This window comes from Gluconacetobacter tumulisoli, assembly GCF_014174155.1.
Classification (GTDB): Bacteria; Pseudomonadota; Alphaproteobacteria; order Acetobacterales; family Acetobacteraceae; genus Gluconacetobacter; species Gluconacetobacter tumulisoli.
Genome location: NZ_JABEQM010000014.1, coordinates 1 through 12,524, shown reverse-complemented (window position 1 = coordinate 12,524; position 12,524 = coordinate 1). Strand labels below are relative to the sequence as shown.

The following is a 12,524-nucleotide window of genomic DNA, read 5'->3' as shown; positions in this document are numbered from 1 at the left end:
CCCGGTCGTTTCATCCCTGAGCGGGGTCCAGGGCCCTCAGGCCCTGGTGGGTTCGGGCAAAGCCCGACCTGACTTGTCCGGACAGGGCGGAGAATCGGCGCGGGATGGATCGGGTCATGATACAATGACGACATGTCCCATGCCGATTTCGTCCATCTCCGCATCCATTCCGCCTACTCCCTGAGCCAGGGGGCGATCCGGGTTGCCGACATCGCGGCGCTGGCGCAGCAGATGCGGATGCCGGCCGCCGCGATCACCGATACCGGCAATCTGTTCGGGGCGCTGGAATTTTCGCAATATTGCTCGGGCAAGGGGGTGCAGCCGATCATCGGCTGCCAGGTCGGTCTGCCGCCCCGCTGCGACAAGCCGGGCCAGCCGGCCGAGCCGGTGGTGCTGCTGGCGCAGGACGATGTCGGGCTGCTGAACCTGCAATTCCTGTCCTCGTCGGGATTCCTGCAAGGGGATACGGCGGAGCCGACCGTGCCGCTGGACCTGCTATGCGAACGCGCCGAGGGACTGATCCTGTTGACCGGGGGGACGCGCGGCCCTCTGTTCCGCATGCTGGCCGAGGGGCAGGAGGACGAGGCCGCGCGCCTGCTGGACCGTATGCACGAATCCTTCGGGGACCGGCTGGTGGTGGAACTGCACCGCCACGGGCTGCCGGTCGAGCGCGCGGTGGAACCGGGGATGATCGCGCTGGCCGACCGGCGGGGCCTGCCGCTGGTCGCCACCAACGAATGTTTCTTCCCCCGGCCCGATATGTACGAGGCGCATGACGCCCTGCTGTGCATCGCGCAGGGCCGCACGATGGCCGAGCGCGACCGCTGGCGGGTGACGCCCGAACACTGGTTCAAGCCGCCCGAGGCAATGCGCGCGCTGTTCGCCGATCTGCCGGAGGCCTGCGACAATACGCTGGCCATCGCCCGGCGATGCGCCGTCCGGGTGGAAACACGCAAGCCCCTGCTGCCGGTCTGCCCCAAGGTGGAACCCGGTTCGACCGAGGAACAGACCCTGCGCGCCATGGCGATCGCGGGACTTGATCAGCGATTGCAGCGGCTGAACCCGGATGACGACACCCGGCGGCTCTATCAGGACCGCCTGACGTTCGAGCTGGATATCATCGCGAAGATGGGTTTCCCCGGTTATTTCATGATCGTTGCCGACTTCATCCAATGGGCGAAGGCGCATGATATCCCCGTGGGGCCGGGCCGCGGATCGGGGGCCGGATCGCTGGCGGCGTGGGCGCTGACGATTACCGATATCGACCCGATTCCCTTCAACCTGCTGTTCGAGCGGTTTCTGAACCCCGAACGCGTGTCGATGCCCGATTTCGATATCGACTTCTGCCAGGACCGCCGGGACGAGGTGATCCGCTATGTCCGGGGCGAATATGGCCCGGACCGGGTAGCGCAGATCATCACCTTCGGAAAATTGCAGGCCCGCGCCGCCGTGCGCGACGTCGGCCGCGTGCTGGGCCTGCCGTTCGGCATGGTCAACAAGGTCGCGGAGCTGATCCCCAACAACCCGGCCAAGCCGGTGACGCTGAAGCAGGCGATCGACGGCGAGCCGCGCCTGCAGGAAATGCGCGACACCGACGAGGCGTTGCGCCGGCTGATGGAAATCGGCCTGCAGCTGGAAGGTCTGTACCGCCACGCCAGCACCCATGCCGCCGGCGTGGTGATCGGCGACCGGAAGCTGGTGGAACTGGTCCCGCTCTATCGCGATCCCAAGAGCGACATGCTGGTCACCCAGTACAACATGAAGTTCGTCGAGCAGGCGGGCCTGGTGAAGTTCGACTTCCTGGGCCTGACGACGCTGACGATCCTGCAACGGGCGGTCCAGTTCCTGAAGGGGCTGGACGTGACGGTCGACCTGTCGATGCTGCCGCTGGATGATCCCCTGACGTACGAGATGCTGGCCCGCGGCGACACCGGCGGCGTGTTCCAGTTTGAAGGCGCGGGCATGCGCGACGTCCTGAAGCAGATGCGCCCGACGCGGCTGGAGGATCTGATCGCCGCGGTGGCGCTCTACCGCCCCGGCCCGATGGCCAACATTCCGGATTATTGCCGCCGCAAGCATGGCGAGGCCTGGGAGCCCCCGCACGAGGAAATCCGCGACATCCTGTCCGAGACCTACGGCATCATGGTCTACCAGGAACAGGTGATGCAGATCGCCCAGAAGATGGCGGGCTACAGCCTGGGCGGCGCCGACTTGCTGCGCCGTGCGATGGGCAAGAAGATCCGCGCGGAAATGGACACCCAGCGCGAGATCTTTACCGAGGGCGCGGTGGGGCGCGGCATCGATCGCGACAAGGCGGTCGAGGTGTTCGACCTGATGGCCAAGTTCGCCGATTACGGGTTCAACAAATCGCACGCCGCCGCCTATGCACTGGTGTCGTACCAGACGGCGTGGATGAAGGCGAACCACCCGGTGGCCTTCCTGGCGGCGTGCATGTCGCTGGCCCGTGAAAAGACCGACAAGCTGGCCGCCCTGCGGCAGGAGGCCGAGCGCCTGGGCATTGCCGTGCTGCCGCCTGATATCAATGCATCGGGGCCGGATTTCACCGTCGAACGGCGTCCGGACGGCACGCTGGGCATCCGCTACGCTCTGGCGGCGGTCAAGAAGGTCGGGTTCTCGGCGATGGAGGCGCTGGTCGCGGCGCGTGGCGGGCGGCCCTTCACCGACCTGGCCGACCTGGCGGCGCGCGTGGACCCGCGCCAGCTGAACAAGATGCAGATCGAGAACCTGGCCAAGGCCGGCGCATTCGACACCGTGGTGCCCAATCGCGCGCTGGTTGCGGCGGCGGCCGAGACCGTCCTGCGGCGGGCGAACGCCCAGGCGCAGGAGGCCGCCAGCGGGCAGATCGGCCTGTTCGGCGGCGGCGGCGATACCCCGGCGGCCGAGCCGCTGCGCCTGCCCTCCATACCCGACTGGCCGGAATTCGAGCGCCTGGGCATGGAGGCCGAGGCCATCGGCTTCCATCTGACGGCCCACCCGCTGGATTCCTATGGCCCGCTGATGCGCCGCCTGGGCGTCGTGCGCGCCACCGGGCTGGAGGCGGCGGCCCAGGCGGGGTTGACACGGGTGAAGATCGCGGGGTGCGTCGTGGACCGCAAGGAACGCCCGACCCGCACCGGCAGCAAGATGGCCTGGGTCCGCCTGTCGGATGCCAGCGGCGGCTGCGAGGTCACGTTCTTTTCCGAGGTCCTGTCCCGGTCGCGCGAGGTGCTGACCGCCGGCAATGCCGTGCTGGTGACGGCGGACCTGCGCCTGGACGGCGAGGCGCTACGCATCACGGCCAGCGATGTGGTCGGGCTGGAGCAGGCGGCGGCCGACGCTGCCGCCGAACTGCGCGTCTGGTTCGACCGCGAGGATGCCATCAGCCCGATCCACGCCATCCTGGCCGAGGAAAGAGGCGGGCGGGGGAAGATCATCCTGCTGCCGTCGGTGGCCGAGACGCGCGATGTCGAGGTGACCCTGAGCGGCGCCTACCGGGTGACGCCGCGCATCGCCCAGATGATCCGCGCCGTCGAGGGCGTCGGCAGGGTGGAGCAAAGATAGCGCCCGCCACCGGCGCGGGGCGGTTTTCGGCCCCCGGCGCTTGCATTGCGCGGGAAAAATCGTCATATCCACGCCCGTCGGTCGCAAGGCCGGCAATTCGCACGTGAAGCAGTGCCTCTGGTGTTCCGCACGGGACCGGCGCTTCACGGAGGACCAACCAGAAGACAAGGATTTGGCCGATCATGGCTATGCCCGATTTCACGATGCGCCAGCTGCTCGAGGCCGGCGTTCATTTCGGACACCACACCCGCCGCTGGAACCCGCGCATGGCGCCGTTCCTGTTCGGTGTCCGCAACCAGGTTCACATCATCGACCTGCAGCAGACGGTGCCGATGCTGGACCGCGCGCTGAAGGCGATCCGCGACACCGTCGCCGGTGGCGGGCGCGTGCTGTTCGTCGGCACCAAGCGTGCCGCCGCCGACCAGATCGCCGAGGCGGCGAAGCGGTCGGGCCAGTATTACGTCAACCACCGCTGGCTGGGCGGCATGCTGACCAACTGGAAGACCATCACGGGATCGATCAAGCGCCTGCGCCAGATCGACGACATGCTGGGCGGTGATACCCACGGGCTGACCAAGAAGGAAGTCCTGGATATCACCCGCAACCGCGAAAAGCTGGAGCGTTCGCTGGGCGGCATCAAGGAGATGGGCGGCCTGCCGGACATCCTGTTCGTGATCGACACGAACAAGGAGAAGCTGGCGGTCGAGGAAGCCAACAAGCTGGGCATTCCGGTCGTGGCCATCCTGGACAGCAATTCCGACCCGCGCGGCGTGACCTTCCCGATCCCGGGCAATGACGACGCGATCCGCGCCATCGCCCTGTATTGCGAACTGGTGTCGGGCGCGGTGCTGGACGGCATTTCGGCCGAGCTGGGCGCGTCGGGCCAGGATTTCGGCGGCGCCGAGGAACTGCCGATCGACACGGTGGCCGAGGCCGCCGCGGCCGAGCCCGCCCCCGCGGTCTGAGGACAAGGGATCCCGCATGCCCGTCCCGAGTGATCCGGACGGCATGCGGGGTTCGACACTGACAGATGCAAGGACGCGCCCTGCCGGCATGGCAGGGCGCGCACCTGCCTTGAGGAGTGATTGATATGGCGGAGATTACCGCAGCCCTGGTGAAGGAACTTCGCGAGAAGACCGGCGCCGGCATGATGGATTGCAAGAAGGCCCTGAACGAGGCCGCCGGCGAGATCGAGGGTGCGATCGACTGGCTGCGCAAGAAGGGCCTGGCCGCCGCGGCGAAGAAGTCCGGCCGCGTGACGGCCGAGGGGCTGATCGGCGTGGCCTCCGGCCCGCAGGCGGCGGCCATGGTCGAGGTGAACGCCGAGACCGACTTCGTCGCCCGTAACGAAAGCTTCCAGAATTTCGTTGAAGCCGTGGCCCGCGCCGCCCTGGTGGCCGGCGAGGACATCGAGCAGATCAAGGCCGTCGTGCTGGACAGCGGCCGCACGGTCGCCGATGAGATCACGCACCTGATCGCCACCATCGGCGAGAACATGTCGATCCGCCGCGCCCGCGTCCTGCGCGTGCCGTCGGGCGTCGTCGCCAGCTACATCCATTCGGCGGTTCGTCCGGGCCTGGGCAAGATCGGCGTCCTGGCCGCCATCGAGGCCCCGACCGAGGACGAGGCGCTGCTGACGCTGGGCCGGCAGGTCGGCATGCATGTCGCCGCGACCCGTCCGGCGGCGCTGGACATCGACAGCGTCGACCCCGCGCTGCTGGAGCGTGAGCGCGCCGTCCTGGTCGAGCAGGCCCGTGCCTCCGGCAAGCCCGAAGCGATCATCGAGAAGATGGTCGAAGGCCGCGTCCGCAAGTTCTATGAGGAAGTCGTTCTTCTGGAGCAGGTCTGGGTGCATGACGGCGAAAGCCGCGTCCGCAAGGTCGTCGACAAGGCCGGCGCCAAGCTGGCGGCGTTCGACCGCTTCCAGCTCGGCGAAGGTATCGAGAAGGAAGAAAACGACTTCGCGGCCGAGGTCGCCAAGGCCGCCGGCGTCTGATCGACGTCCCGGCTGCGGGTCTGAACGGGGCGGGGCCTTCCTGATGGAATGGGAGGCACCCGCCCTTGTGCTTTCCGCCGCCCCGTACGGCGAAAGCAGCGCGATCATCCATCTGCTGACCGAGGAACACGGGCTGTTCCACGGGCTGGCGCGCGGCGGCACGGCGCGGGCGAATCGCGCGCTGTGGCAACCGGGCAACCTGGTCTCGGCCGCCTGGCGCGGCCGCCTGGCGGACCAGCTGGGGGCGCTCTCGGCGGAACTGGTGCATGGGTCGGCGGCGCGGCTGCTGTCCGCCCCCCTGGCGCTTGCGATGCTGGCCTCGGCCTGCGCGGTGGCGGACGGCAGCCTGCCGGAACGCGAGCCGCATCCCCGGATTTTCCATCTTCTGACCCGGTTTCTCAGCCTGATCAGCCTCGACCCCGACATGGCATCCTGGGGGGGCATGGCAGCGCTGCTGCGGTGGGAGGCCTGCCTGTTGACCGACCTCGGCTACGGGATGGATCTGTCCGTCTGCGCGGTGACGGGACAGGCCGACGGGCTGGCCTGGGTATCGCCACGCACCGGCCGTGCGGTGTGTGACGCCGGTGCAGGAATTTGGAAGGCCCGGCTGCTGCGCCTGCCGCCGCCGTTTCTTGACGAATCGAACCCGGGAACGGTGCGCGACTGGCAGGACGGCCTGCGCCTGACCGGGCATTTTCTGGCACGTGACGCGTTCGGCCAGCGGCATCGTCCCCTGCCGCCGGCGCGGCTGCGCCTTGTCGACCTGGTGGACGCGATGCCGGGCTGCGAGGGGGCCAGCGGCGGCTGAACCGGCTGCGCGGCCCGTCTCCGGATTGTCCGTGGCGGCGATCCTTTCCGTGTCCGCCCGATGGACAAATCCGGTCTTTTCTCTATCTGTTCCCCCTACGGGAGGACCTTGCATGTCAGTGGATACCAGCGGCCATATCGAGGAAACCAGGCTCGCCGACGCCTTGAGCGAGCGGTATCTGGCCTATGCGATGTCCACCATCATGTCGCGGTCCCTGCCGGACGTGCGCGACGGGCTGAAGCCGGTGCACCGGCGGATGATCTACGCGATGCGGCAATTGCGGCTGGACCCCTCGGCGGGGTTCAAGAAATGCGCCCGCGTGGTCGGCGACGTCATCGGTAAGTACCATCCGCATGGCGATGCCTCGGTCTACGAGGCGCTGGTGCGCCTGGCGCAGGATTTTGCCGTCCGTTATCCGCTGGTCGAGGGCCAGGGCAATTTCGGGTCGATCGACGGCGATAACGCGGCGGCCATGCGGTATACCGAAGCCCGGATGACGGCCGTCGCCCAGGCCCTGCTGGAGGGAATCGACGACGATTCGGTCGATTTCCGCCCGACCTACGATGGCGAGGAGCAGGAACCGGTCGTCCTGCCGGCGGCCTTCCCGAACCTGCTGGCGAACGGGGCGGCGGGGATCGCCGTTGGTATGGCGACCAGTATTCCGCCCCACAATGTCGGCGAGATCTGCGCGGCGGCGATGCTGCTGATCCGCACGCCGCAGGCATCGGTCGCGGACCTGATGCAGGTGATGCCCGGACCGGATTTTCCGACCGGCGGCCTGATCGTCGAGGACCGCGCCACCCTGCTGCAGGCGTACGAGACCGGTCGCGGCAGCATGCGCATCCGCGCCCGCTGGGCGGTCGAGCAGGGCCGTTTCGGCACCTGGCAGGTCGTGATCACGGAAATCCCCTACCAGGTCCAGAAATCCCGGCTGATCGAACAGATCGCGGACCTGATGGAACAGAAGAAGCTGCCGCTTCTGGGCGATATCCGCGACGAGAGCACCACGGACATCCGCCTGGTGCTGGAGCCGAAATCGCGCGGGGTGGAGCCCGAAGTGCTGATGGAGACCCTGTTCCGCGCCACGGCGTTGGAGAGCCGGTTCGGCCTGAACATGAACGTGCTGGGCGCGGACCGGGTGCCCGGCGTCCGCAGCCTGCGCGAGGTGCTGCAGGCATGGCTGGACCATCGGCACGAGGTCCTGCAACGGCGCAGCCGTCATCGCCTGCAGTCGGTCGATCGCCGGCTGGAGATCCTGGACGGGTTCCTGGCGGTCTATCTGAACCTGGACGAGGTCATCCGCATCGTCCGCGAGGAGGACGATGCGAAGGCCAGCCTGATGGCCACGTTCTTCCTGACCGAATTGCAGGCCGACTCGATCCTGAACATGCGCCTGCGCAGCCTCCGTCGCCTGGAGGAGCTGGAGATCCGTAAGGAACACGCCGCCCTGACGGCCGAGCGGGAAGAACTGACGGCGCTGCTGGACAGTGACGCCCTGCGCTGGAAACGGATTTCCGACGAACTCAAGGCCATCCGCAAGGCATTCGGCGCAGGTACCCTGGGCAAGCGGCGCAGCGAACTGGCCGATCCGCCGCGCATGATCGACGTATCGGTCGTCGAGGCTGTGGACCGGGAGCCCCTGACCCTGATTCTGTCCGCGAAGGGCTGGGTCAAGACCGTGAAGGGGCACAGCGTCGATCCGGCGGCGCAGAAATTCAAGGAAGGCGACGGGTTCCGCCTGGCGGTGGAATGCCAGTCCACCGACCGGCTGTGCTTCTTCGCGACCGACGGGCGGGCCTTTACGCTCCGGGCCGCCGACCTGCCTCGGGGGCGCGGCGACGGGCAGCCGATCCGCCTGCTGGTCGAACTGTCGAATGACGAGGACATCGTTGCGATCTTCCCGGTGCAGGAGGGCGCGCGGCACCTGCTGGTATCCAGCGCCGGACGGGGTCTTCTGGTGCGGGACGAGGACATGGTGGCCGAAAAGCGGACCGGCAAGCAGGTTCTCAACCTCAAGGATGCCGAGAGCGCGCGGATGTGCCTGCCGGCCGACGGGGACCATGTGGTGGTCATCGGGCAGAACCGGCGGATGCTGGTGTTTCCCATCGACCAGTTGCCGGAAATGGCGCGCGGCCTGGGCGTCGCGATGCAGAAATACAAGGATGGCGGCCTGCAGGATGCCTGCGTCCTGTCGTCGGCGGACGGTGTCGCCTGGCCCGATCCCGCGCGGGTGCGGCCATTCGCGGATTTCCGGGAGTATCTGGGCAAGCGCGCGGATGCCGGCCGGCCCGCGCCGGCCTGGGCAACCCGCAAACCCCGGCCGAAGGCCTAGTCCGAACCGTTATTCCAGGTCGAAGCGTTATTCGGGGAAGGAAATCGGAAAGCGGGACATCCCGCTTCCGTCCTGCCGCGCGTCATGCCCATCCAGCGGCACCCAGGCGCCCCGGAACAGGATTTCCGCCGGGCGGAACCGGGCCTTGTAGGCCATCTTGGCGCTGTCCTTGATCCAGTAGCCCAGATACAGGTAAGGCAGGCCCATGCGTCGTGTATGGTCGATCAGGTGCATGATCGCATAGGAGCCGAGCGAGCGGGTCTCGAAGGTCGGGTCGAAGAAGCTGTAGACCGCCGACAGCCCGTCATCCAGCCGGTCGATCAGGCTGACGCAAATCAGCTGGTCCTCGGGCGTGCGGAATTCGATCATCAGCGTATCGATCGGCGTGTCTTCGATCATCGCGCGATAATCGTAGAAATTCATCGCCGCCATGTCGCCTTCCGCATGGCGTGCGAACTGGTAACGCTGGAACAGGCTGAATTGTTCGGTCGTCGCGTGGGCCGGGACCTCGAACCCTTCGATCATCATGTTGCGGCGCAGGGTGCGCCGCTGCGTCCGGTCGGGCGCGAAGCGCGTCACTGGCACGCGGATCGGAACGCATGCGCTGCAGGACGGGCAGACAGGGGCATAGGCGATGGTGTGGCTGCGCCGGAAACCTGCCCGCGACAGGCGGTTATGCAGCCGTTCGGCGTCCGGTCCGCCGATATCGGTGACGACCTTGCGTTCCATCCGGCCCGCGACATACGGACACGGCATCGGGGCGGTCGTGTAGAAAAGCTGCGGACGACGCGGCGATGTATAGGTCATACGCCTCCTCGACGGGATTCAGCGCCCCTGGGGCCGATGGCGATGTGGACCGGTCGCGGCGTCGCTATGGACCCCATCGTCATCGATGGTAACGGTACCTCGGAAAGTTTGCATTACAATCCGCCGCCCAGGCGAGGATTTGTGACGTCCGTGTGATGCCGTCAGCCGTTGCGCAGCAGGCGGGCGGCCTCGACGGCGAAATAGGTCAGCACGCCGCTGGCCCCGGCGCGGCGGAAGGCCAGCAGGCTTTCCATAATCGTACGCTCGCGATCCAGCCAGCCATTCTCCATCGCCGCCGTCAGCATCGCGTACTCGCCCGAGACCTGGTACGCGAAGGTGGGGACGGCGAAGCGTTCGTGGACGCGACGGATGATGTCCAGATAGGGCATGCCGGGCTTGACCATGACCATGTCGGCCCCTTCGGCCAAATCCTGTGCGACTTCGCGCAGGGCTTCGTCGCTGTTGGCCGGGTCCATCTGATAGGTCTTCTTGTCGCCCTTCAGCAATCCGCCGGACCCCAGCGCGTCGCGGAAGGGGCCGTAGAATGCGCTGGCGTATTTCGCGGCATAGGACATGATCCGCGTGTCGATCAGGCCCTGTTCGTCGAGGTCGCTGCGGATGGCCCCGATCCGGCCGTCCATCATGTCGGACGGCGCGATGATGTCGATGCCGGCGGCGGCCTGGTTGACCGCCTGGCGGGACAGGACTGCGACCGATTCGTCGTTGACGACATAGCCGTCGCGGATCAGCCCGTCATGGCCATGGTCGGTATAGGGGTCCAGCGCCACGTCGCCGATCAGGCCCATGTCGGGAAATTCGCGCTTCAGCAGGCGGGCCGCGCGGCACATCAGATTGTCGGGATTCATCGCCTCGGTGCCCGCCGCGTCGCGCAGTTCGGGCGGCGTGATCGGGAACAGCGCCAGGGCGGGGATGCCCAGCGCAGCCGCGGGTTCGACATGGGCGGCAAGGCGGTCCAGCGTCACACGGCGCACGCCGGGCATCGACGCGACCTCCGTCACCGCGTCGGCGCCTTCCATGACGAAGATCGGCCAGATCAGGTTGTCGACGCCCAGCGTCGTTTCCGCGACCAGGCGGCGGGTGAAATCGTCCTGGCGGTTGCGGCGCAGGCGGGTGGCGGGAAAGCGGCCGAGCGTCATGAAAGCGAACTCCGGAAATGACGCCCGGCAGTATGGACCCCCTCTGCCGGTCCCGCCAGATCGTGATGGGGGGACGCCTATGCGCCCCGGGCCAGGTTGCTGTTGCGCTTGCTGTATCCGAAATAGATCGCCATGCCGACGATCAGCCAGACCACCAGCCGCACCCAGGTCAGCCGGTCCAGCGACGCCATGACCGTCAGGCAGGACAGGATTCCCAGCACGGGGATCACCACGCCGCCGGGGACGCGGAAGCGGCGTTCCACGTCCGGGGCGCTGCGGCGCAGGAACATCACGCCGGCGCAGACGATGACGAAGGCCAGCAGGGTTCCGATCGACGTCATGTGCGCCAGCTGGTCGATGGGCAGGAAGGCGGACAGCGATCCGGTGACGACCATGAACAGCAGGTTTGAATACCACGGCGTGCGCCAGGTCGGATGGACCTGCGAAAACATCCGCGGCAGCAGCCCGTCGCGCGACATGGCGTAGAATACGCGGCTCTGTCCCATCAGCAGCACCAGCAGGACCGAGGTGAAGCCGCAGATGATGCCGATCTTCACCGCCAGCTTCAGCCAGCCGAACGGCGTCTGGTCGATGGCCGTGGCGACGGGGGCGGCGTCGCCCAGCATGTCCTTGTAGTTCACGAGGCCCGTCAGCACGAACGAGAATGAGACATAGGCCAGCGTGCAGATCAGCAGGCTGCCCAGGATGCCGATGGGCATGTCGCGCGCTGGGTTGCGCGCTTCCTGCGCCGCGGTCGAGACGGCGTCGAAGCCGACATAGGCGAAGAAGATGGTGCCCGCCGCCCGCATGATTCCCGACAGGCCGAAATGGCCGAATTCCCCGGTATTGGGCGGGATGAAGGGGACGTAGTTCGCCGTCTTGATATAAGGCAGGCCGAACGCGATCACGGCGACGATGATCGCCAGCTTGACCATGACGATGATGCTGTTGACCCGCGCGGATTCCGAGATGCCGCGGATCAGCAGGATCGACACCGCACAGATGATGAAGGCCGCCGGCAGGTTCATGATCCCCGCGACGTGGCTGCCGTCGGGAAGCGCCACCGTCTCGAACGGCGAGGCGAGAAGCCGGGGAGGCAGGGAAATGCCCCAGCTGGACAGGAGCGAGGTGACGTATCGCGACCAGCTGACCGATACCGCCGCCGCGCCCACCGCATATTCCAGGACGAGGTCCCAGCCGATGGTCCAGGCCACGATCTCGCCCAACCCGATATAGGCATAGGTATAGGCGCTGCCGGCGACGGGGATCATGCTGGCCAGTTCGCTGTAGCACAGCCCGGCGAACCCGCAGGCGATGGCCGCGACGATATAGGACAGGACGACGGCGGGCCCGGCATTCTCGGACGCCGCGATTCCGGTCAGCGAGAACAGGCCGGCCCCGATCGTGGCGCCGATTCCCAGGGCGATAAGGCTGCCCGGGCCGAGGACGCGCCGCAGCCCGTGCGAGTCGGTCGAGGTTTCGATTCGTTTACGGCGAAGCAGGGAAGGGGCGGGCGTGGTCATCGGCTGCTGCGCCATGCATAGCGTCTCCTGAAAGGGCAATTTTCGTGAACCGGGCGGGGGGCCAGGCATCGCTGTGTGGTCTCGCCGACCCGGAGACGCTAGAATGCGCGAAATCACAATGACGCATGTGCAAGGGCCATTGGAGATCTTCCGGTGATCTGGATGCGGCGTTGGACGAACTGGAGAATATAACGATGCCGGACCAGATGAGCCAGAGCGGGCTGCACGCCTTTTTCCGATCGACGCTTGCCGAGCGCGATCCCGATGTTGCGGCGATGATCGGCGGGGAGCTTGTGCGCCAGCGCGAGGGGATCGAGCTGATCGCGAGCGAGAACATGGT

General features: G+C 67.1%; 8 protein-coding genes and 1 pseudogene. 6 read left to right on the top strand and 3 right to left on the bottom strand.

Features of this window, described 5'->3' with window-relative positions:
- The first annotated feature begins 132 nt into the window (after positions 1 to 132).
- The 5 genes from dnaE to parC all read left to right on the top strand — a co-directional run bounded on the left by dnaE (position 133) and on the right by parC (position 8,697).
- Positions 133 to 3,561, top strand: a complete 3,429-nt coding sequence (dnaE, locus tag HLH28_RS14790; RefSeq protein ID WP_182960574.1) for a DNA polymerase III subunit alpha — start codon at positions 133 to 135, stop codon at positions 3,559 to 3,561.
- Between the two features lie 182 nt (positions 3,562 to 3,743).
- Entirely contained in the window at positions 3,744 to 4,526 is a 783-nt protein-coding gene (rpsB, locus tag HLH28_RS14785; RefSeq protein WP_182960572.1) for a 30S ribosomal protein S2, read from the top strand.
- A 125-nt stretch (positions 4,527 to 4,651) separates the two neighbouring features.
- Complete coding sequence (gene tsf, locus HLH28_RS14780; RefSeq protein WP_182960570.1) at positions 4,652 to 5,557, top strand: translation elongation factor Ts; 906 nt, start codon at positions 4,652 to 4,654, stop codon at positions 5,555 to 5,557.
- A 43-nt stretch (positions 5,558 to 5,600) separates the two neighbouring features.
- Positions 5,601 to 6,365 (top strand): DNA repair protein RecO, encoded by a 765-nt coding sequence (recO, locus tag HLH28_RS14775; protein WP_182960568.1) that lies wholly within the window; start codon positions 5,601 to 5,603, stop codon positions 6,363 to 6,365.
- Between the two features lie 112 nt (positions 6,366 to 6,477).
- A complete protein-coding gene (gene parC / locus HLH28_RS14770; protein ID WP_182960566.1) occupies positions 6,478 to 8,697 on the top strand; it encodes a DNA topoisomerase IV subunit A in 2,220 nt (739 codons plus the stop codon).
- 27 nt (positions 8,698 to 8,724) lie between these two features.
- Here parC and HLH28_RS14765 read toward each other — a convergent pair whose 3' ends face one another.
- From HLH28_RS14765 to HLH28_RS14755, 3 genes are all read right to left on the bottom strand, one after another.
- Positions 8,725 to 9,504: an arginyltransferase gene (locus HLH28_RS14765; protein WP_182960563.1), complete on the bottom strand. Its 780-nt coding sequence runs from the start codon at positions 9,502 to 9,504 to the stop codon at positions 8,725 to 8,727.
- Positions 9,505 to 9,665: 161 nt separating this feature from the next.
- Positions 9,666 to 10,661 carry a porphobilinogen synthase gene (gene hemB / locus HLH28_RS14760; RefSeq protein WP_182960561.1) on the bottom strand — a complete coding sequence of 332 codons (996 nt, stop codon included), beginning with the start codon at positions 10,659 to 10,661 and terminating at the stop codon, positions 9,666 to 9,668.
- A gap of 77 nt (positions 10,662 to 10,738) precedes the next feature.
- Positions 10,739 to 12,199 carry an amino acid permease gene (locus HLH28_RS14755; RefSeq protein WP_182960559.1) on the bottom strand — a complete coding sequence of 487 codons (1,461 nt, stop codon included), beginning with the start codon at positions 12,197 to 12,199 and terminating at the stop codon, positions 10,739 to 10,741.
- Positions 12,200 to 12,378: 179 nt separating this feature from the next.
- Between HLH28_RS14755 and glyA the strand changes: the two are divergent.
- Positions 12,379 to 12,524 (top strand): annotated as a pseudogene (gene glyA / locus HLH28_RS18170) (serine hydroxymethyltransferase); the annotation flags it as partial.

What these genes read in the sequence shown, in the direction of transcription:
- dnaE (WP_182960574.1), top strand. Translation starts at nt 133, where the DNA reads ATGTCCCATGCCGATTTCGTCCATCTCCGCATCCATTCCGCCTACTCC.
- rpsB (WP_182960572.1), top strand. Translation starts at nt 3,744, where the DNA reads ATGGCTATGCCCGATTTCACGATGCGCCAGCTGCTCGAGGCCGGCGTT.
- tsf (WP_182960570.1), top strand. Translation starts at nt 4,652, where the DNA reads ATGGCGGAGATTACCGCAGCCCTGGTGAAGGAACTTCGCGAGAAGACC.
- recO (WP_182960568.1), top strand. Translation starts at nt 5,601, where the DNA reads ATGGAATGGGAGGCACCCGCCCTTGTGCTTTCCGCCGCCCCGTACGGC.
- parC (WP_182960566.1), top strand. Translation starts at nt 6,478, where the DNA reads ATGTCAGTGGATACCAGCGGCCATATCGAGGAAACCAGGCTCGCCGAC.
- HLH28_RS14765 (WP_182960563.1), bottom strand. Translation starts at nt 9,504, where the DNA reads ATGACCTATACATCGCCGCGTCGTCCGCAGCTTTTCTACACGACCGCC.
- hemB (WP_182960561.1), bottom strand. Translation starts at nt 10,661, where the DNA reads ATGACGCTCGGCCGCTTTCCCGCCACCCGCCTGCGCCGCAACCGCCAG.
- HLH28_RS14755 (WP_182960559.1), bottom strand. Translation starts at nt 12,199, where the DNA reads ATGGCGCAGCAGCCGATGACCACGCCCGCCCCTTCCCTGCTTCGCCGT.